Source organism: Actinokineospora lacus (assembly GCF_053813445.1).
Window position 1 is genome coordinate 677,899 of record NZ_JBQERA010000002.1, and the last position, 18,232, is coordinate 696,130.

The 18,232-nt window shown below is 71.5% G+C and carries 20 protein-coding genes; 14 read left to right on the top strand and 6 right to left on the bottom strand.

Annotation, left to right across the window (positions count from 1 at the left end):
• Positions 1–44: 44 nt before the first annotated feature.
• Positions 45–401: a YraN family protein gene (locus tag ACTG9Q_RS07515; protein WP_455571883.1), complete on the bottom strand. Its 357-nt coding sequence runs from the start codon at positions 399–401 to the stop codon at positions 45–47.
• A 203-nt stretch (positions 402–604) separates the two neighbouring features.
• Between ACTG9Q_RS07515 and ACTG9Q_RS07520 the strand changes: the two genes are divergently transcribed.
• Both ACTG9Q_RS07520 and ACTG9Q_RS07525 read left to right on the top strand, forming a co-directional pair.
• The gene (locus ACTG9Q_RS07520) at positions 605–1,558 is read left to right on the top strand and encodes a tyrosine recombinase XerC (RefSeq protein ID WP_455571884.1); all 954 of its coding nucleotides are present in this window, start codon (positions 605–607) and stop codon (positions 1,556–1,558) included.
• Complete coding sequence (locus tag ACTG9Q_RS07525; protein ID WP_455571885.1) at positions 1,530–2,432, top strand: FliA/WhiG family RNA polymerase sigma factor; 903 nt, start codon at positions 1,530–1,532, stop codon at positions 2,430–2,432. The genes ACTG9Q_RS07520 and ACTG9Q_RS07525 overlap by 29 nt, the downstream gene beginning before the upstream one ends.
• Positions 2,433–2,447: 15 nt before the next feature.
• Here the strand turns inward: ACTG9Q_RS07525 and ACTG9Q_RS07530 are convergent, their stop codons facing one another.
• Positions 2,448–2,969: a M23 family metallopeptidase gene (locus ACTG9Q_RS07530; protein ID WP_455571886.1), complete on the bottom strand. Its 522-nt coding sequence runs from the start codon at positions 2,967–2,969 to the stop codon at positions 2,448–2,450.
• Between the two features lie 347 nt (positions 2,970–3,316).
• Here ACTG9Q_RS07530 and rpsB point away from each other — a divergent pair, with 347 nt between their 5' ends.
• From rpsB to ACTG9Q_RS07555, 5 genes are all read left to right on the top strand, one after another.
• Complete coding sequence (rpsB, locus tag ACTG9Q_RS07535) at positions 3,317–4,198, top strand: 30S ribosomal protein S2 (RefSeq protein WP_455571887.1); 882 nt, start codon at positions 3,317–3,319, stop codon at positions 4,196–4,198.
• Positions 4,199–4,317: 119 nt separating this feature from the next.
• The gene (gene tsf / locus ACTG9Q_RS07540) at positions 4,318–5,133 is read left to right on the top strand and encodes a translation elongation factor Ts (protein WP_455571888.1); all 816 of its coding nucleotides are present in this window, start codon (positions 4,318–4,320) and stop codon (positions 5,131–5,133) included.
• Positions 5,134–5,220: 87 nt separating this feature from the next.
• Positions 5,221–5,943 (top strand): UMP kinase, encoded by a 723-nt coding sequence (gene pyrH / locus ACTG9Q_RS07545; RefSeq protein ID WP_455571889.1) that lies wholly within the window; start codon positions 5,221–5,223, stop codon positions 5,941–5,943.
• A gap of 40 nt (positions 5,944–5,983) precedes the next feature.
• The gene (frr, locus tag ACTG9Q_RS07550; RefSeq protein ID WP_455571890.1) at positions 5,984–6,541 is read left to right on the top strand and encodes a ribosome recycling factor; all 558 of its coding nucleotides are present in this window, start codon (positions 5,984–5,986) and stop codon (positions 6,539–6,541) included.
• A 22-nt stretch (positions 6,542–6,563) separates the two neighbouring features.
• Positions 6,564–7,418: a phosphatidate cytidylyltransferase gene (locus ACTG9Q_RS07555; protein ID WP_455572037.1), complete on the top strand. Its 855-nt coding sequence runs from the start codon at positions 6,564–6,566 to the stop codon at positions 7,416–7,418.
• A 25-nt stretch (positions 7,419–7,443) separates the two neighbouring features.
• Here ACTG9Q_RS07555 and ACTG9Q_RS07560 read toward each other — a convergent pair whose 3' ends face one another.
• Complete coding sequence (locus ACTG9Q_RS07560) at positions 7,444–8,286, bottom strand: VOC family protein (RefSeq protein WP_455571891.1); 843 nt, start codon at positions 8,284–8,286, stop codon at positions 7,444–7,446.
• Positions 8,287–8,365: 79 nt separating this feature from the next.
• Between ACTG9Q_RS07560 and ACTG9Q_RS07565 the strand changes: the two genes are divergently transcribed.
• Positions 8,366–9,100 (top strand): class I SAM-dependent methyltransferase, encoded by a 735-nt coding sequence (locus tag ACTG9Q_RS07565; RefSeq protein ID WP_455571892.1) that lies wholly within the window; start codon positions 8,366–8,368, stop codon positions 9,098–9,100.
• Here the strand turns inward: ACTG9Q_RS07565 and ACTG9Q_RS07570 are convergent.
• On the bottom strand, positions 9,097–9,627 hold the full coding sequence (locus tag ACTG9Q_RS07570; RefSeq protein ID WP_455571893.1) for a PadR family transcriptional regulator: 531 nt from the start codon (positions 9,625–9,627) through the stop codon (positions 9,097–9,099). The genes ACTG9Q_RS07565 and ACTG9Q_RS07570 overlap by 4 nt on opposite strands.
• A gap of 184 nt (positions 9,628–9,811) precedes the next feature.
• On the opposite strand from ACTG9Q_RS07570, the gene rlmN reads away from it, so the two are divergent.
• Positions 9,812–10,915 (top strand): 23S rRNA (adenine(2503)-C(2))-methyltransferase RlmN, encoded by a 1,104-nt coding sequence (gene rlmN / locus ACTG9Q_RS07575; protein WP_455571894.1) that lies wholly within the window; start codon positions 9,812–9,814, stop codon positions 10,913–10,915.
• A 135-nt stretch (positions 10,916–11,050) separates the two neighbouring features.
• Here rlmN and ACTG9Q_RS07580 read toward each other — a convergent pair whose 3' ends face one another.
• Positions 11,051–11,326: a DUF2631 domain-containing protein gene (locus tag ACTG9Q_RS07580; RefSeq protein WP_455571895.1), complete on the bottom strand. Its 276-nt coding sequence runs from the start codon at positions 11,324–11,326 to the stop codon at positions 11,051–11,053.
• A 98-nt stretch (positions 11,327–11,424) separates the two neighbouring features.
• Positions 11,425–11,691, bottom strand: a complete 267-nt coding sequence (locus ACTG9Q_RS07585) for a GlsB/YeaQ/YmgE family stress response membrane protein (RefSeq protein WP_455571896.1) — start codon at positions 11,689–11,691, stop codon at positions 11,425–11,427.
• Between the two features lie 177 nt (positions 11,692–11,868).
• Here ACTG9Q_RS07585 and dxr point away from each other — a divergent pair, with 177 nt between their 5' ends.
• From dxr to ACTG9Q_RS07610, 5 genes are all read left to right on the top strand, one after another.
• Entirely contained in the window at positions 11,869–13,068 is a 1,200-nt protein-coding gene (gene dxr, locus ACTG9Q_RS07590) for a 1-deoxy-D-xylulose-5-phosphate reductoisomerase (RefSeq protein ID WP_455572038.1), read from the top strand.
• Entirely contained in the window at positions 13,065–14,285 is a 1,221-nt protein-coding gene (locus ACTG9Q_RS07595; protein ID WP_455571897.1) for a M50 family metallopeptidase, read from the top strand. Before dxr ends, ACTG9Q_RS07595 begins: the two co-directional genes overlap by 4 nt.
• Positions 14,286–14,314: 29 nt before the next feature.
• Entirely contained in the window at positions 14,315–15,439 is a 1,125-nt protein-coding gene (gene ispG / locus ACTG9Q_RS07600) for a flavodoxin-dependent (E)-4-hydroxy-3-methylbut-2-enyl-diphosphate synthase (RefSeq protein ID WP_455571898.1), read from the top strand.
• Positions 15,440–15,501: 62 nt separating this feature from the next.
• Positions 15,502–16,350: a GNAT family N-acetyltransferase gene (locus ACTG9Q_RS07605; protein ID WP_455571899.1), complete on the top strand. Its 849-nt coding sequence runs from the start codon at positions 15,502–15,504 to the stop codon at positions 16,348–16,350.
• 46 nt (positions 16,351–16,396) lie between these two features.
• The gene (locus ACTG9Q_RS07610) at positions 16,397–18,202 is read left to right on the top strand and encodes a penicillin-binding transpeptidase domain-containing protein (RefSeq protein ID WP_455571900.1); all 1,806 of its coding nucleotides are present in this window, start codon (positions 16,397–16,399) and stop codon (positions 18,200–18,202) included.
• The last annotated feature ends 30 nt before the right edge of the window (positions 18,203–18,232 follow it).

Here is an 18,232-nt window from a genome sequence, read left to right on the forward strand (position 1 = left end):
CCGCACCCCCGCCGGACAGCGCGGGCCGAGTCGCCGGGACGACATCAGAACACCCCCACAAGGTGTCGCACGGTGGGTTGGCGCCCAGGCGGCCACAAAACGGCGACGATGTCGAATCTCATGGGGCCCGGTGGGATTCCGTTGTCCCGCCGCCAGCGCGTGGCCAGCCGCCGGATTCGGTCGGCCTTGGTGTCGTCCACCGCTTCCGCCGGGGTGCCGAAATCGGTCGAGCGGCGGGTCTTGACCTCGCAGAACACCAGCGCGCCGCGGTGTTCGGCGATGATGTCCAGCTCGCCGAGCGGACAGCGCCAGTTCCGCTCGACAATGCGCAGACCTGATTCGCGCAGGTAGCGGGCGGCCACGGCCTCGCCGCGGGCGCCGAGTGCGATGTGGTTGGGCATGGGGGCTCCTGCCGTCGGTGGTCTTCTCCCTTTCGACAGTGGCGGGGGCGCTTTGCCCGCGGCCACCCCGATTTCCCGCCTGTGGACAACTCGCCGGATTCCTGACGGAAACCTCAGTTCACGGCCGGTCCCGGCCCCCCGGAGATGATCGATCCGGCGTGGCGGTACTTGACCCGGGGCCGTTGGAGGCGCAGCGTCGGGGGATGGCGCGTTCGGGGTCGCGGGTGGACCTGGGTGAGGTGCGGGCCGGTCTGCGCGAGGCGGATCGGGGAATCGTCGACGAGTTCGAGCGCCACCTGGGGTTGGAGCGGGGGCTCTCGCCGCACACGGTGCGGGCCTACGTGGGGGACGTGGTGTCGATGTTGGGGTTCGCGGGGGAGGGTGGAGTGGCGGGCATCGAGCTGGCGACTCTGCGGGCGTGGTTGGCGTGGCTGAGGGCGGAGGGGGCCGAGCGGGCGACGTTGGGGCGGCGGGCGGCCGCGGTGCGGACGTTCACCGCCTGGGCGTGCAGGCGGGGCCATCTCACGGCGGATGTCGGCATGCGCCTGGTCGCGCCGAAGCGGGAGCGCCGGTTGCCAATCGTGCTGAGAGAGGATCAGGCCGCGGAGGTGATGGCGGCCTCGGCGTCGGGGGCGGAGCAGCTTGATCCGGTCGCGCTGCGTGACCACGCGATGGTCGAGATGCTCTACGCCACCGGTGTCCGGGTGTCTGAGCTGTGCGGTCTCGACATCGATGATGTGGACACCGGTAAACGGCTGGTCCGGGTGATGGGGAAAGGGAGCAAGGAACGGGTCGTCCCGTTCGGCGCTCCGGCGGCGGCGGCGGTGCGGGTCTGGCTCGATAAGGGCAGGCAAGCCCTTGCCCGGGACTACTCCCCGCCGGCAGTGTGGCTTGGTGCTCGCGGCGGCAGGTTGCAGCCTGCAAGCGTGCGGCGGATCGTGCGGGACGCCGTCGAGTCGGTGTCCGGGGTGCCCGGTGTCGGGCCCCACGGGCTACGCCATTCGGCCGCCACGCACCTGTTGGAGGGGGGAGCGGACCTTCGTAGCGTCCAGGAGTTACTTGGTCACGCTACGCTGTCAACGACCCAGCTTTACACTCACGTGACCGTCGAACGGCTGAAGGCGATCCATGACCGAACCCATCCCCGCTCCCGATGACACCGGGGAAGGTTCGCGGACACCGGTGCAGCGCTCGCCGGAGGCCGCGAGCCAGGTGAACGGCCACGGTCGCCCCGGTGGCGTTCTCCCCGGCGACCAGCGAACCGCCGATGACGTCGAGGCGGGCATCGTCGCCCTCTGGCGCCACTACGGCGACCAGCGCGCCCAGATGCTGCGCGACCGGCTCGTGCTGCACTACGCGCCACTGGTCAAGTACGTGGCCGGGCGGGTGGGCACCGGGCTGCCCGCGCACGTCGACGTCGGCGACCTCATCCAGTCCGGGATCTTCGGCCTGGTCGACGCGATCGAGAAGTTCGAGCCCGAGCGCGGCCTGAAGTTCGAGACCTACGCCATGCAGCGCATCCGCGGCGCCATCCTCGACGACCTGCGCGCGCAGGACTGGGTGCCGCGCACCGTCCGCGGCCGGGCCCGCGAGATCGAGCGCGCCATGGAACGCCTCGGCGGCAAGCTCCAGCGCACCCCGACCGACGCCGAACTCGCCCACGAGCTGGGCCTGTCGCTCTCCGAGCTGCGCGATGTCTACGCCCAGCTCCAGCTCACCAGCGTCATCGCCCTCGACGAGCTGGCCGCCGCGGGCCGCGGCACCACCTCCCTGGCCGACACCCTCGAGGACGAGACCGCCGACGACCCGGTCGCCACCCTCGTCGACCAGGACAACCGCAGGCTCCTCGCCGCCGCGATCGCCCGCCTCTCCGAGCGCGACCGCATCGTGGTGACCCTCTACTACTTCGAGAACCTCACCCTCGCCGAGATCGGCCGGGTCCTCGGCGTCACCGAGTCCCGGGTGTGCCAGCTGCACACCCGCGCGGTCCTGCGCCTGCGCGCCAAGCTGCTGGAGACGGTGGACGTCTAGGACGGGCCCAACCCGCTACAGCGGCAGCAGCCGGACCCGCAGGGGCCGCAAGGCCAACAGCGGGTCGAAGTACGTCTCCTCGCGGCGTAAGCCCCAGTGGAGGCAGGCGGGGGCCGGGCAGCCGCGGTGCCCGGCGACCAGCACCCCGATCGGCTCCCCAGCGCGCACGCGTGCCCCCACGCCGACCGACGGGGTGACCGGCTCGTACGTGCTCCGCAGACCGCCCGCGTGCGCCACGGACACCACGTCGCGGTCGACCACGCGCCCGGCGAACACCACCACGCCGTCCGCGGCGGCCAGCACGACCGCGCCCGGCGCCGAGACCAGGTCCACGCCCCGGTGCCCCGCCGCGTACGGACCGGGCGGCGGGGTGAACGGCCGGGCCACCGGGGGCGCCGGTTCCAGCGGCCAGACCCATCCCGGGCCGTCCCGCACCGACGGCCCGGCGGTGCTCTGGGGTGCCACGAGCGCGAGCACCACGGCCGCGACGAAGACGATGATCACGCGGAGCCGGAGTCCGAGCTGGTGAGAAGCCATGTGACCAGGATTCCCAACCCCGCCGCACCCCGGCCACCCCTACTCCCCGGCCTGTGGACAACTCCACCGCCGGGCGCGATTCACCTGCCCGGACCCGACCGGCGTACACTTCTCGACGCATCCCGACTTTCGTGGGATGACTTCGCGTGCCAGTGCATCCGCCGTGGTCGAAAGCCCACGGCGATCAGGTGCCCGGGCGGTCCCGGCGGTGGGAACACCACCGGGTCCGGGGACCCGCACAGCACCAGGGCGACGGTCCCACCGGGTCCGTCGCGGCAACCGAGTTCGCGCACCTGACCCACCCAGGTCCAGGTGCGCCCAAGCGAGATAGAGGTGCGATCCCGGCCATGGCCGTCGTCACCATGAAGCAGTTGCTGGATTCCGGCGTGCACTTCGGGCACCAGACCCGCCGCTGGAACCCGAAGATGAAGCGGTACATCCTTACCGACCGCAACGGCATCTACATCATCGATCTGCGCCAGACGCTGACCTACATCGACCGGGCCTTCGAGTTCGTGAAGGAGACGGTCGCGCACGGCGGCAGCATCATGTTCGTCGGCACGAAGAAGCAGGCGCAGGAGGCGATCGCCAACGAGGCGCGCCGCGTCGGGATGCCGTTCGTGAACCAGCGTTGGCTGGGCGGCATGCTCACCAACTTCTCCACCGTGCACAAGCGCCTCCAGCGCCTCAAGGAGCTGGAGTCGATGGAGCAGACCGGCGGCTTCCAGGGTCTCACCAAGAAAGAGATCCTGATGCTGACCCGCGAGAAGGACAAGCTCGACCGCACCCTCGGCGGTATCCGCGACATGGCGAAGGTCCCCTCCGCCGTCTGGATCGTGGACACCAAGAAGGAGCACATCGCGGTCGGCGAGGCGCGCAAGCTGCACATCCCGATCGTGGCGATCCTGGACACCAACTGCGACCCGGACGAGGTCGACTACCCGATCCCGGGCAACGACGACGCGATCCGGTCCGCCGCGCTGCTGACCAAGGTCGTGGCCGAGGCCGTCGCCGCCGGTCTGATGGCGCGCTCCGGCGCGCGCAACGGCGCCGAGAAGCCCGAGGTCGGCAACGAGCCGCTGCCGGAGTGGGAGAAGGAGCTGCTGGTGGGCTCCGAGACCCCCGCGGCTCCGGCCGCCCCCGCCGCTGAGGCTGAGGCCCCTGCCGCCGAGACCCCTGCCGCCGAGGCCCCCGAGGCCCCCGCCGCTGAGGTCCCTGCCCAGAGCTGAGCACCCGCCGCCCAGGCCCGCGGGTGTCACAGCGGGCCTGGGCGGCTCTTTTGACGCGGCGTCGTCTCACACAGACGCCGACCCTCATCAACGCGCGTAACCGAAGGAACGAACGCACGATGTCGAACTTCACCGCGGCCGACGTGAAGCGGCTCCGGGAAATGACCGGCGCAGGCATGATGGACTGCAAGAAGGCGCTGGAGGAGGCGGGCGGCGACTTCGAGAAGGCCGTCGAGATCCTGCGCATCAAGGGCGCCAAGGACGTGGGCAAGCGGGCCGAGCGCACCACCGCGCAGGGCCTGGTCGCCGCCGCCGACGGCGCCATGGTCGAGCTGAACTGCGAGACCGACTTCGTCGCCAAGAACGCCGAGTTCCAGCAGCTCGCCGACAGCATCCTGGCCGCGGCCAAGGGCGCCGCCGCGGGCGATGTCGATGTGCTCAAGGCCGTCGAGCTGAACGGGAGCACCGTCGGCGACGCCGTGCTGGCCCTCTCGGCCAAGATCGGCGAGAAGCTCGAGCTGCGCCGCGTCGCGCTGTTCGACGGCGAGGTCAGCACCTACCTGCACCGCCGCTCCTCCGACCTGCCGCCCGCCGTGGGCGTGCTGGTCGAGTACACCGGCGGCAACGCCGACGCCGCCCGCGCCGCGGCCATGCAGATCGCCGCGATGAAGCCGCGCTTCGTCACCCGCGACGAGGTCCCCGAGGAGCTCGTCGCCAGCGAGCGCCGCATCGCCGAGGAGACCGCGCGCGAGGAGGGCAAGCCGGAGGCGGCCCTGCCCAAGATCGTGGAAGGCCGCGTCAACGGCTTCTACAAGGACGTCGTGCTGATGGAGCAGTCCTCCGTGCAGGACTCCAAGAAGACCGTCAAGGCGATCCTGGAGGACGCGGGCGTGACCGTCACCCGCTTCGCCCGGTTCGAGGTCGGCCAGTCCTGACCGACGGCCTTCGCTGTCCACGGATTAGTGTTATGCCCCGCCCTCGGTGTCCCGAGGGCGGGGCATAGTCACGAGGAGGGGTCTTACGTGACACAAACCGGGTTCCGCCGGGTGCTGCTGAAGCTCGGCGGCGAGATGTTCGGTGGCGGCGAGGTCGGCGTCGACCCCGACGTGGTCTACACCGTGGCGCGCCAGATCGCCGACGTCGTGCGCGGCGGGGTGCAGACCTCGGTGGTGATCGGCGGCGGGAACTTCTTCCGCGGCGCCGAGCTGAGCCAGCGCGGCATGGACCGCGACCGCGCCGACTACATGGCCATGCTCGGCACGGTCATGAACTGCCTCGCGCTGCAGGACTTCCTGGAGAAGGAGGGCATCGACACGCGCGTGCAGACCGCCATCACCATGGGGCAGGTCGCCGAGCCCTACATCCCGCGCCGCGCCGAGCGGCACCTGGAGAAGGGCCGCGTGGTCATCTTCGGCTGCGGGGTCGGGATGCCGTACTTCTCCACCGACACCGCCGCCGCCCAGCGCGCGCTGGAGATCGGGTGCGACGTCGTGCTGATGGCCAAGGCCGTGGACGGCGTCTACGACGCCGATCCCCGGGTGTTCCCCGACGCCAAGATGTTCACCGAGATCACCCACCGCGAGGTCCTCGAGCGCGGCCTGAAGGTCGCCGACGCGACCGCGTTCAGCCTGTGCATGGACAACAACATGCCGATGATCGTGTTCAACCTCCTGACCGAGGGCAACATCGCCCGCGCGGTGCGTGGTGAGAGGATCGGCACGGTGGTGAGCACGCCCGCCGCGTGAGCCCGCCCACGCCCCTTCCGAGAACGACAAGGAGTCCCCCTTGATCGACGAGACCCTGTTCGACGCCGAGGAGAAGATGGAGAAGGCGGTGTCGGTGGCCAAGGAGGACCTGTCCACGGTCCGCACCGGGCGCGCCACGCCGTCCATGTTCTCCCGCATCTCGTTGGACTACTACGGGGCGCAGACCCCGCTCAACCAGATGGCCAGCATCGCCATTCCCGAGGCGCGCATGGCCGTCATCAAGCCCTACGACGCCGGTCAGCTGCAGGCGATCGAGCGCGCGATCCGCGACTCCGACCTCGGCGTGAACCCCGGCAACGACGGCACGATCATCCGGGTGGTGTTCCCGCAGCTGTCCGAGGAGCGCCGCAAGGAGATGGTGAAGTTCGCCAAGGCCAAGGGCGAGGACGCCAGGGTGTCGATCCGCAACGTCCGCCGCAAGGCCAAGGAGGAGCTGGACCGCCTGGTCAAGGACGGCGAGTCCGGCGAGGACGACGTCGTGCGCGCGGAGAAGGAACTGCAGAACCTGACCGACAAGTACGTCCACCAGGTCGACGAGCTGGTCAAGCACAAGGAAACCGAGCTGCTCGAGGTCTGAGCGGGGGAGCGCGAACGTGAGTATGTCCTCGGACGGCCCGGTGACCGCCGCGACGGCGGCTGCCGGGTCGCGCGCTGGGCGCAACCTGCCCGCGGCCATCGCGGTCGGGGTGGTGCTCGGCGGGGGCATCCTGCTGGCCCTGCTGACCGTGCGGCACGTGTTCGTCGGCATCGTGGCCGCGGCGGTCGCGGTGGCGACGTGGGAGCTGGCCGGGGCGCTGGAGCGGGCGGCGGGCATCAGGGTCGCCCGGTGGCCGGTGCTCGTCGGCGGGCAGGCCATGGTGTGGCTGTCGTGGCCGTTCGGCCGCAGCGGGTTGCTGGCGGCTTTCGTGGTCACCGTGCTGGCGGCCCTCGTGTGGCGGTTCCGCGGCGGCGTCCAGGGATACGTGCGGGACGTGGCCGCCTCGACGTTCACCGTCGCGTACGTTCCCCTGTTCGCCGCCTTCGCCGCGATGCTGGTGGTCCCGGAGGACGGCGCGGCCCGGGTGCTGTGCTTCATGATCCTGGTCGTGTCCTCGGACACCGGCGGCTACGCGGCGGGCGTGCTGTTCGGCAGGCACCCGATGTCGCCCACGATCAGCCCCAAGAAGTCCTGGGAGGGCTTCGCGGGCTCGCTGGCCGCCGGGGTCGCCGCGGGCGCGCTGAGCGTGCACTACCTGCTCGGCGGCGTCGTCTGGCACGGCATGGTGTTCGGCGTGGCGATCGTGGCCACGGCGACGCTGGGCGACCTGGTCGAGTCCGTGATCAAGCGCGACCTCGGCATCAAGGACATGGGGACGCTGCTGCCCGGCCACGGCGGGCTGATGGACCGCATGGACTCGCTGCTGCCCTCAGCCGTGGTGTCCTGGCTGCTGTTGCAGTTGTTCGTGCCTGTCTGAGTTGTCGCCGTCTGGTTGTCGCCGTCTAGTTGTCGTACGGGTCGTCGACCTCGGCGCCGATCTCGTCGTCGGGGACGATCGTCAGCGAGCGGTCCAGCACGCTGAACTCCGCGCCGCGCGGGTCGCGCAGGACGGCGGCGCGGCCGTAGGGGGAGTCGAAGGGTGGGACGGCCACCGTTCCGCCGTGCGTGCGGGCCCGGTCGGCGAGCGCGTCCACCCCGATCTCGGGCGCGGCCTCAAAGAAGACCATCCAGTACGGCGGGCGGTCGCGCGGGAACTCCTTGCCCATGCGCAGCCTGCCCAGGACGTCCTCGCCACGCATGGACCACGTCGTGTAGTCGTAGACGACGCCGTCGCCTATCTGGGTGATGTCGAAGTCGAACAGGGTGGCGTAGAACGTGTCCGCGGCCTCGCCGTCCCAGGTGTTGAGCTCGGCCCACGTGAACGCGCCGGGGAAGCCGGTGCCCAGGGTCCAGCCGCGGTCCTGGCGCCAGAAGCCGATCGGGCCGCCGCTGGGATCGGCGGCGATCAGCAGCCCGCCCTGCCCCGGGACCTCCCGCGGCTCGGTCAGGATCTCCCCGCCGAGCTGGAGCACCCGGTCCGCGGTGTTCCCCGTGTCGTGGACGGTGAGGTAGAGCGTCCACTGGCCGGGCTGATCCCCCTGCGGCGTGTAGAGACCCGCGACGGGGACGCCGTCGGCCATCGCCACCCGGTAGCCGTCCTCCCCGATGTGGAACTCCCAGCCGAACAGAGCGCTGTAGAAGGCCGCCGAGCCCGCGGGGTCCTTGCTGGCGACCTCGACCCAGCAGGGCTTTCCCGGGGTGCCTTCGGGTAAGTCGTCGGCGGCGCTGATCGCGTCGGTAACCATTCTGCGACATTAGCTAGAACGGGTGAATTTCGTCAGCAGTGATCCGGTTGTCTCTTTGTGCTTTGCTGTGGGGGTGGGGATGGTGTCGCGTGCTCGGGAGCTGGTGTCGGCGCTGCGCGCCCCGCAGATCGTGCCGAGCCCCAACATCTGGCACTGGCCCGAGGTGTACGAGGCCGAGAACCGCGCCCAGGACGTCGACGGCGCCGTCTGGCGGGTGCTGGACGAGGTGGCCGACTGGACCGGCGACGTGGTCGACGTGGGCTGCGGCAGCGGCTTCCACCTGCCGCGCTTCGCCGGGCGGGCGGCGTCGGTGGTGGGCGTCGAGCCGCACGCGCCGCTGGTGGAGCAGGCCCGTGCCCGGGCCCGCGGCGGGGTGCGCGTGCTGCCGGGCTCGGCGCAGGCGCTGCCGCTGGCCGACGCGAGCGCGGACGTGGTGCACGCCCGCACGGCGTACTTCTTCGGACCCGGGTGCGAGCCCGGCCTGCGCGAGGCCGACCGGGTGCTGCGCCCCGGCGGCGCGCTGGTGATCGTCGACCTCGACGCGGCCCGCCCGCCCTACGGGCGCTGGCTGCGCGCGGACATCCCCAGCTACGACAGCGCCGCGGTGGACGCGTTCTTCGAGCGCCAGGGCTTCCAGCGGCACCGGGTCTCGACCGTGTGGCGGTTCCCGGACCGCGCGACGCTGGTGTCGGTGCTGCGGATCGAGTTCTCCGCGGCGGTGGCCGCGCGCGCGGCGGCCGAGGTGACCGGCGTGGAGTTCACCGTCGGCTACCGCGTGCTGGTCCGGCGCAAGCCCGCCGGGCTGGTCTCCTAGCGTTCGCCGAGGATCGCGTACAGCTGGCGGCGGGTCTCGTCGAGCACCTCGACCGCCCGCGCCTTCTGCTCGGAGGAGGCCGCCTGCGCCACGCCCATCACCGCGACGCCGAGCTGGCCCATCGCCTCGCGCAGCGACCGGTCGGCCGGGTCGACGCCCGCGGCGGCGTGCTCCCACGGCGGGGTCTCCCCGAGTCGCCCGACCGCGGCTCGGCCGTCGTCGGTGAGCTCGAACAGGCGCTTGCCGCCCTCGCTGTCCATGCCGCGGACGAGTCCTTCGTCAGCGAGCAGCTGCAGGGTCGGGTAGACCGAGCCGGGAGAGGGCTTCCACGCCCCGCCGCTGCGGGCGTCGATCTCCTGGATCATCTCGTAGCCGTGCATCGGCCGTTCGCCGAGCAGGGCGAGGACCGCCGCGCGGACGTCCCCCCGCCGCTTGCGGCTGTGCGGGCCGCGGTGCCGCCCGAAGCCGCCGAAGGGCGGCGGCGGGCCGGGGGGAACCTGCGGGAACGGGGGAAACGGCGGTGTCATGTGCTCCTCCTGGTGGAAGTGGTGCTCAGGCCGGGACCAGGGGCCGCGGGGAAAGTGTCCGATTCGCATCCTGTCTCCTTCGGGTTCCACGAGCAACCGCTCGCGATAGCTCAACGATATATCGGAACCTATCGGCGATGCAACGGTGAACCGGGAACGTCCGCCATGGGACACTGGAAGGGCTATGACCTCGCTTCCTCTCGTCTTCGACGCGCCCAAGCGCGGCCTGCCGCCGCGCCACCTGGCCGACCTCTCCGCCGAACAGCGCCGCACCGCCGTCGCCGACCTCGGCGAGAAGCCCTTCCGCGCCGCGCAGCTGTCCACGCACTACTTCGGCAGGCTGACCGCCGACCCTGCGGCGATGACCGACATCCCGGCCGCCTCGCGCGAGCGCCTGGCGGAGGCGCTGCTCCCCCCTCTGCTGACCCCGGTCCGGCACGTGACCTGTGATGAGGGCGACACCCGCAAGACGCTGTGGCGCGCGCATGACGGGACGCTGCTGGAGAGCGTGCTGATGCGCTACCACGACCGGACCACGCTGTGCGTGTCCAGTCAGGCGGGCTGCGGGATGGCGTGCCCGTTCTGCGCCACCGGCCAGGGCGGCCTCGACCGCAACCTGTCCACGGCGGAGATCGTCGACCAGGTCCGCGCCGCCGCGGCCGCCGTGCGCGACGGCGAGCTGGGCGAGCCCGGCAGGCTGAGCAACATCGTGTTCATGGGGATGGGCGAGCCGCTGGCGAACTACCGCCGCGTGATCGACGCCGTGCACCGCATCTGCGACCCCTCACCGGACGGCTTGGGCATCTCCCAGCGCTCGGTGACGGTCTCGACGGTGGGCCTGGTGCCCGCGATCCGGAAGATGGCGGAGGAGGGGCTCAGCGTCCGCCTGGCGGTGTCGCTGCACACCCCGGACGACGAGCTGCGTGACACCCTGGTGCCGGTGAACACGCGCTGGAAGGTCGCGGAGGTCCTGGAGGCCGCCCGCCTCTACGCCGATCGCACCGGGCGCCGCGTGTCGATCGAGTACGCGCTGATCCGGGACGTCAACGACCACCCGTGGCGCGCGGACCTGCTGGGCAAGCTCCTGCGGAAGTACCTGGGCCCCTTGGCGCACGTGAACGTGATCCCGCTGAACCCGACGCCGGGCAGCGAGTGGGACGCCTCACCGAAGCCGGTGGAGCGCGAGTTCGTCCGCCGCGTCAACGCCGCCGGGGTGTCGTGCACGGTGCGGGACACCCGCGGTCAGGAGATCGCCGCCGCCTGCGGCCAGCTCGCCGCCGAGGGCTAGAGGCGCTGAGGGCTAGAGTCGCCGAAGACTGGAACCCGCGAAAGTCATGATTCGGCCTCCCGTCGGATCGGGAATGGGAACCCGAATCCGCGGAGGCCGACAAGTGTCCCGGGGCTCGAAACCTCGGGACTGGTATTACCGGCGCCAGGACGTGCGGCGCTTGTGGATCATCCAGGCGATGCCTGCCAGCAGGCCCGCGCCGACGGCGATCAGCCACAGGTTCTCGGTCCAGCCGGAGTGGTTGCCGATCAGCATGGCGAACATCGACAGGCCGACCAGGATGCCCGCCACGGGGGTGCCCACGCGGAAGTCGCCGTGCCAGCCCCACTCGGCCGAGGGCTCCTCGGCCGGGCTCACCGTGTGCCCGGAGACCGCGGTCTTCTTCCGCTTCTCCAGCCCAGTGCCTGCCACGGTGTCCTCCCACGAGTCGATCAGCGACTATCCGATCGCGGACATACTGACACACCGGGCACGGTGGGGTGTCCGTGCCCGGTGTGAGTCAGGTCGCGTCAGGTTCGGGCTCGGTTGCCCACGACGACGCGGTAGATGGCCAAGAGGATCAGGGCGCCACCGATTGCCAGCAACCAGGTGCCGATGTCGAAGAACTCCTGAACTCCACGCCCGAAGATCGCGCTGCCGAGGAATCCGCCGAGAACGGCTCCAACGATGCCCAGCAGGATCGTGATGATGATGCCACCGGGGTCCCTACCAGGCATGATGGCCTTGGCGATAAGGCCGGCCAAGAGGCCGAGAACGATCCAGCCGAGAATGCCCATCGGTACTCCTTCCAAATGCGCCACCGCACCGCGGCGGCGCGGTTGCTTCTGCCGGTCAAGTGCCACCCCCGTGCGCTGTTCAATCAGACAAATTCCTGATTAGGCCGAATGGCCCTATGGGCGACGCCACGCCCCGGCCTGCCCCGGGGGAGCGGGCATCGGGGACAATGGGTGTCGATGACTCCCCAGCGCTCCCTCCTCGTGCTCGGCTCCACCGGGTCGATCGGCACCCAGGCACTCGACGTCGTGGCCGCGAACCCCGACCGCTTCAGCGTCGCCGGGCTCGCCGCGGGCGGGGCCGACCCGGCGCTGCTGGCCGCCCAGGCCCGCCGCCACAACGTCAGAGCCATCGCCGTGACCAGGGAAAGCGCGGTCGCCGACGTGCGCGCCGCCATCCCGGACGCGCGGGTCTTCGCGGGCCCCGACGCCGTCGCCGACCTCATCGAGGCCACCCCCGCCGACGTCGTCCTCAACGGGATCACCGGCTCGATCGGCCTCCACGCCACCCTCAAGGCCCTGGCGACCGGGGCCACCCTCGCGCTGGCCAACAAGGAGTCGCTGATCGCGGGCGGCCCCCTGGTCCTGGCCGCGGCCAAGCCCGGTCAGCTCGTGCCGGTGGACTCCGAGCACTCGGCGATGGCGCAGGCGCTGCGCGGCGGCCGGGCCGAGGAGGTCGACCGGCTCATCCTCACCGCGTCCGGCGGCCCTTTCCGCGGCCGCACCCGCGCCGAGCTGGCCTCCGTCACCGCTGAGCAGGCCATGGCGCACCCGACCTGGGCGATGGGCCCGGTCATCACCATCAACTCCGCGACCCTGGTCAACAAGGCGCTGGAGCTGATGGAGGCGCACCTGCTCTTCGACGTCCCCTACGACCGCATCGACGTGGTCGTGCACCCGCAGTCGATAGTTCACTCGATGGTGTCGTTCTGCGACGGCTCCACGCTCGCCCAGGCCAGCCCGCCGGACATGCGCCTGCCCATCGCGCTCGCCCTGGCCTGGCCCGACCGGGTGCCCGGCGCGGCCAAGCCGTGCGACTGGAGCGCGGCGGCGACCTGGACTTTCGAGCCGGTCGACGAGGAGACCTTCCCGGCGATCAGCCTCGCCCGCGCCGCGGGCACGACCGGCGGCTGCCTGCCCGCGGTCTACAACGCCGCGAACGAGGAGGCCGTGGCCGCTTTCCGCGAAGGCCACACCACCTTCACAGCCATTGTGGACACTGTCGGCAGGGTGCTCGACGCCGCCGACGGCTGGTCCGGTCCGCCGCGCGACGTCGAGGACGTGCTCGCCGCGGAGGCCTGGGCACGCGCGCGGGCACGTGAGCTGCTCGCGGTGGAGACCCCGGCCGACCCGGCCGGGCAGGGAGGGAACCGACCGTGATCGTGTGGCTGTTCGGCCTCGTCCTGTTCGCGCTGGGCATCTGCGTGTCCATCGCCCTGCACGAGGCCGGGCACATGCTCACCGCCAAGGCCTTCGGCATGAAGGTCCGCCGGTACTTCGTCGGCTTCGGCCCGAAAATCTTCTCCTTCCGCCGCGGCGAGACCGAGTACGGCCTCAAGGCCATCCCCGCGGGCGGGTTCTGCGACATCGCGGGCATGACCGCCCTCGACCCGGTCACCCCGGAGGAGGCGCCGCGCGCGATGTGGCGCTACCCCGTGTGGAAGCGCGTCGTGGTGCTGTCCGCGGGCTCGATCACGCACTTCATCCTCGGGTTCCTGATCCTGTTCGCGATGGCCCTGTCCATGGGCCTGCCCAACTGGGAAGACCGCGCCATCGTCGGCACCACCGACTGCGCCGCCGCGAGCCAGGACGCCGACACGCTGCGGCTGACCCCGTGCGCGGCGGGCGACCCGGCCCCGGCGGCCGCCGCGGGCATCCAGGCGGGCGACGAGGTCCTCGCCGTCAACGGCGCCCCGGTGGCGGGCTGGCGCGACCTGGTCACGCGGGTCCGCGAGCTGAGCGGGCCCGCCCAGTTCCTCATCGAGCGCGGCGGCGAGCAGCGCACGCTCACCGTCGACGTGGCCACGGTCCAGCGCGTCGCCCTCGGCTCGGAGCCGGGCAAGGACAACCGGGTCGAGACCGTCGGCGCGGTCGGCGTCGCCCCGAGCGCCACGATCGAGTACGGGCTCGTCGGGGGCCTCGGCGCCACCATTGAGTTCACCGGCCAGATGTTCGCCCGCACGTGGGAAGGGCTGCTGGCCTTCCCGGAGAAGATCCCCGCGGTGGTGCGCGCGATCGGCGGTGAGGACGACATGGAGCGCCCGGTCAGCGTGGTCGGCGCCAGCGTCATCGGCGCGGACGCCGCTGAGCAGGGCATCTGGGAAGTGTTCGTGCTCATGCTGGCGGCGCTTAACTTCTTCGTGGGCGTCTTCAACCTCCTGCCGCTGCTCCCGCTCGACGGCGGGCACATCGCCATCACGCTCTACGAGAAGGTCCGCGACACAGTGCGCAGACTGCGCGGAATGGCGCCCGGCGGACCCGTGGATTACAACAAGTTGGCCGGCGTCACCATGGTGCTGGTCTTCATAGGTGGCGCGATCGTCCTGCTCACGGTCACCGCCGACATCGTCAACCCCATCCGGCTACCCGACCGCTGAGAGGCCCCGTGTCCAACGTGCTGCTAGGAATGCCCGCTCTCCCCCCGCCGGTGCTCGGTGAGCGGCGGAAGACCCGGCAGCTGCAGGTCGGGTCCGTGGGGGTGGGCAGCGACCACCCGGTCTCGGTGCAGTCGATGACGACCACGCTGACCGCCGACGTCAACGCCACGCTGCAGCAGATCGCGGAGCTGACCGCGGCGGGCTGCGACATCGTGCGGGTGGCGTGCCCGTCCCAGGACGACGCCGACGCGCTGAAGGACATCGCGCGCAAGTCGCAGATCCCGGTGATCGCCGACATCCACTTCCAGCCGCGCTACGTCTTCGCGGCGATCGAGGCAGGCTGCGCCGCGGTGCGGGTGAACCCCGGCAACATCAGGAAGTTCGACGACAAGGTCAAGGAGATCGCCAAGGCGGCCCGCGACCACGGCACGCCCATCCGGATCGGGGTCAACGCCGGGTCGCTGGACCCGCGCCTGATGGCCAAGCACGGCAAGGCCACCCCGGAGGCGCTGGTGGAGAGCGCGCTGTGGGAGGCGTCGCTGTTCGCCGAGCACGACTTCCACGACATCAAGATCTCGGTCAAGCACAACGACCCGGTGGTCATGGTCCGCGCCTACGAGCTGCTGGCCGAGCAGTGCGACTACCCGCTGCACCTGGGTGTGACCGAGGCGGGTCCGGCCTTCCAGGGCACGATCAAGTCCGCGGTGGCCTTCGGGGCCCTGCTGCGCCAGGGCATCGGCGACACGATCCGGGTGTCGCTGTCCGCCCCGCCGGTCGAGGAGGTCAAGGTCGGCACGCAGATCCTGCAGTCGCTGAACCTGCGCCCGCGCAAGCTGGAGATCGTCTCCTGCCCGTCGTGCGGGCGCGCGCAGGTCGACGTCTACAAGCTCGCCGACGAGGTCACCGCCGGGCTGGAGGGCATGGAGGTGCCGCTGCGGGTGGCGGTCATGGGCTGCGTCGTCAACGGGCCCGGCGAGGCCCGCGAGGCCGACCTCGGTGTCGCGTCGGGCAACGGCAAGGGCCAGATCTTCGTCCGGGGCGAGGTCATCAAGACCGTGCCGGAGCACCAGATCGTGGAGACCCTGATCGAGGAGGCCATGCGCCTGGCCGAGGAGATGGAGCCCGGCGAGGCCCCGGTCGTCACCGTCTCCTGATTTCTTGCTCTATTCGAGGTTGCCATCCCCCGCGCCCGGGGCGAATCTGGCACGCTTGAAGAATGTTGCGGCTCGCGGGGGCACGATTGCTCGACGAGCGGGACAGCCAGGCGGTGCGCGCTGTGCTCACCGCCGACCAGGTCGCGTCCTGCATGGTCGCCTCGCGGGTCGAGGCGGCGGGGGTCGATCCGTGGCGGCTCGGCGGTGAGCTGTGGGGCTGCGGAATCCGCGCGGGCGGCAAGCTCGACGCGCTGTGCTTCGCGGGCCCCAACCTGGTGCCCCTGCGGGGGCGTCCCTCGGCCATCCGGGCCTTCGCCGAGCGCGCGGTGCGCCGCCGCAGGCTGTGCTCGTCGCTGGTCGGGCCCGCCGAGCAGGTGCTGGGCATGTGGTCGGAACTGGCCCAAGACTGGGGCCCGGCCCGCGAGGTGCGCGACGACCAGCCGCTCATGGCCATCTCCGGACCGCCGCGGGTGTGTCCCGACCCGAAGGTGCGCGCGGTGCGGCCCGACGAGCTCGACCGCTACCTGCCCGCCGCGATCGCCATGTTCATCGAGGAGGTCGGCATCGACCCGCGCCTCGGTGACGGCGGCGCGGGCTACCGGGCCAGGGTGGCCGAGCTGATCGCCGCGGGCCGGGCGTTCGCCCGGTTCGACGGCGCCGAGGTCGTGTTCAAGGCCGAGATCGGGGCCATGTCCCGCGCGGTCGGGCAGATCCAGGGCGTCTGGGTGCACCCCGAGCGGCGCGGCGAGGGCCTGGGCGCCGCGGGCACTGCCGCGGTGGTGCGCAGGCTGGTCGAGGGCCTCGGCCGCACCGCCAGCCTGTACGTCAACTCCTACAACACGCCCGCGCGCGCGGTCTACGACCGGATCGGGTTCACCCAGGTGGGGCAGTACGCCACCGTGCTTTTCTGAGCGGCCCCAACCTGGTCGTCACCCCCGGTTCGGCATACTGCGGGCCGTGCGCTCACTCCGTCGTCCCGCCGCGCTGGCGGTCGCCCTGATCGCCGTGCTCCCGCTGACCGCGTGCGGCCTCTTCGGCGAGGATTCCGGGCCCCAGGACGTGGCCGACCAGTTCGTCGCGGCGTTCGCCGGTGGCGACGGCATCACCGCCGCCTCGCACACCGACAGCCCGGAGTCGGCCCAGGCGCTGATGGACCAGGCCCGCGACCAGCTCAAGCCCGCCACCATGCAGGCCCAGGTCGTCCGGGTGACCCAGCAGGGCGAGGCGGAGTCGACGACCGCGACCTACACCGTGACCTGGGACCTGGGCAAGGGCAGGCTGTGGTCCTACGACTCCGCCTTCGAGCTGCGGCGCGTCGAGGACAGCTGGAAGGTGCACTGGACCCCGACGGTGCTGCACCCGCGCCTGGCGGCCGGGCAGTCGCTGGCCGTGGAGAACCTGCAGCCCGCGACGGCCCCGGTGCTCGACCGCGACGGCACCCCCGTGCTGGCCCCGATCCGCGTCGTCTCGGTGCTGTTCGACAAGACCAAGGCGGACAACCCGGACGCGAGCATCGCCACGCTCGCGCAGGCGCTGTCCGGCATCGACAAGACCATCACCGCGCAGAGCATCCTCAAGGGCGTCGCCGAGGCGGCGGGCAAGCCGTACACCGTGGTGGTGCTGCGGGAGAACGACTACCAGGCCGTCAAGTCCGCGATCTACGACCTGCCCGGGGTGCGGTTCACCGACGAGTCGCGGCTGCTCCCCCCGGACAAGGCGTTCGCCCCGACCCTGGTGCCCGCGATCCGCAAGCAGGTCGAGGCCGCAGTCGAGGGCAAGTCGGGCTGGCGCGTGCACACCGTGGACAGCACCGGCGCCGAGGTGGAGGAGCTCTACGCCAAGCAGCCCGAGCCCGCCGACGCGGTGCGCACGGTGCTGAGCGTGCGCCTCCAGCAGGCCGGGCAGGCGGCGCTGGCGGGCATCGCCACGCCCGCCATGCTGGTGGCCATCCAGCCCTCCACCGGCGAGGTGCTGGCCGTGGCGCAGAACCCCGCGGCGGACAAGGAGGGCCAGCTGGCCCTCATGGGCCGCTACCCGCCAGGCTCGACGTTCAAGATCGTGACCGCCGCGGCCGCGCTGGACTCCGGCCTCGCCCAGGCGAACACCCCGCTGGGCTGCCCGCCCACCACGACCATCAACGGCCGCGTCGTCCCCAACAGCGGCCGCTTCGACAAGGGCACGGTGCCGCTGCGCACGGCGTTCGCGTTCTCCTGCAACACCACCTTCGCCGACCTCGCGGTGAAGATGGAGCCGAGGACCCTCACCGACATGGCGGTCCGGATGGGCCTCGGGGTGGACTTCGTCATCCCGGGGGTCACCACGATCACCGGGTCGGTGCCGCCCGCCGACGACATCGTCGAGCGGGCTGAGGACGGCTTCGGCCAGGGCAAGGTGGTGGCCAGCCCGTTCGGCATGGCGGTGGTCACCGCGGCCGTGGTCTCCGGCCGGGTCACCCCGCCGACGCTGATGGACGGCGTGACGACCGAGGCCAACCTGACCCCGGAGACCGTGCCCGCCGCGGTGCTCACCCCGGTCAGGGAGATGATGCGCGAGGTGGTGACCTCGGGCACCGCCACCGCGCTGAACCGGTTCCCCGACGTGCGCGGCAAGACCGGGACCGCGCAGTTCGGCGACGGCACGCGCTCGCACGGCTGGTTCGTCGGCTACCGCGGCGACCTCGCGATGGCCGTCCTGGTGACCGACGCGGGCGAGTCCGGCCCCGCGGTGGCGGCCACCGCCCGCTTCCTCGACGCCGCGGGCTGATCGGGCCGGGGGCTGATTAAGGTGGAGGGC

Bases quoted from the DNA above. Each gene is read 5' to 3' on its own strand.
- ACTG9Q_RS07605 (WP_455571899.1), top strand. From the start codon at position 15,502: ATGTTGCGGCTCGCGGGGGCACGATTGCTCGACGAGCGGGACAGCCAG.
- ACTG9Q_RS07525 (WP_455571885.1), top strand. From the start codon at position 1,530: ATGACCGAACCCATCCCCGCTCCCGATGACACCGGGGAAGGTTCGCGG.
- ACTG9Q_RS07520 (WP_455571884.1), top strand. From the start codon at position 605: ATGGCGCGTTCGGGGTCGCGGGTGGACCTGGGTGAGGTGCGGGCCGGT.
- dxr (WP_455572038.1), top strand. From the start codon at position 11,869: ATGACTCCCCAGCGCTCCCTCCTCGTGCTCGGCTCCACCGGGTCGATC.
- rpsB (WP_455571887.1), top strand. From the start codon at position 3,317: ATGGCCGTCGTCACCATGAAGCAGTTGCTGGATTCCGGCGTGCACTTC.
- tsf (WP_455571888.1), top strand. From the start codon at position 4,318: ATGTCGAACTTCACCGCGGCCGACGTGAAGCGGCTCCGGGAAATGACC.
- ACTG9Q_RS07515 (WP_455571883.1), bottom strand. From the start codon at position 401: ATGCCCAACCACATCGCACTCGGCGCCCGCGGCGAGGCCGTGGCCGCC.
- ACTG9Q_RS07560 (WP_455571891.1), bottom strand. From the start codon at position 8,286: ATGGTTACCGACGCGATCAGCGCCGCCGACGACTTACCCGAAGGCACC.
- ispG (WP_455571898.1), top strand. From the start codon at position 14,315: ATGCCCGCTCTCCCCCCGCCGGTGCTCGGTGAGCGGCGGAAGACCCGG.
- ACTG9Q_RS07555 (WP_455572037.1), top strand. From the start codon at position 6,564: ATGTCCTCGGACGGCCCGGTGACCGCCGCGACGGCGGCTGCCGGGTCG.
- ACTG9Q_RS07585 (WP_455571896.1), bottom strand. From the start codon at position 11,691: ATGGGCATTCTCGGCTGGATCGTTCTCGGCCTCTTGGCCGGCCTTATC.
- rlmN (WP_455571894.1), top strand. From the start codon at position 9,812: ATGACCTCGCTTCCTCTCGTCTTCGACGCGCCCAAGCGCGGCCTGCCG.
- ACTG9Q_RS07570 (WP_455571893.1), bottom strand. From the start codon at position 9,627: ATGACACCGCCGTTTCCCCCGTTCCCGCAGGTTCCCCCCGGCCCGCCG.
- ACTG9Q_RS07565 (WP_455571892.1), top strand. From the start codon at position 8,366: ATGGTGTCGCGTGCTCGGGAGCTGGTGTCGGCGCTGCGCGCCCCGCAG.
- ACTG9Q_RS07530 (WP_455571886.1), bottom strand. From the start codon at position 2,969: ATGGCTTCTCACCAGCTCGGACTCCGGCTCCGCGTGATCATCGTCTTC.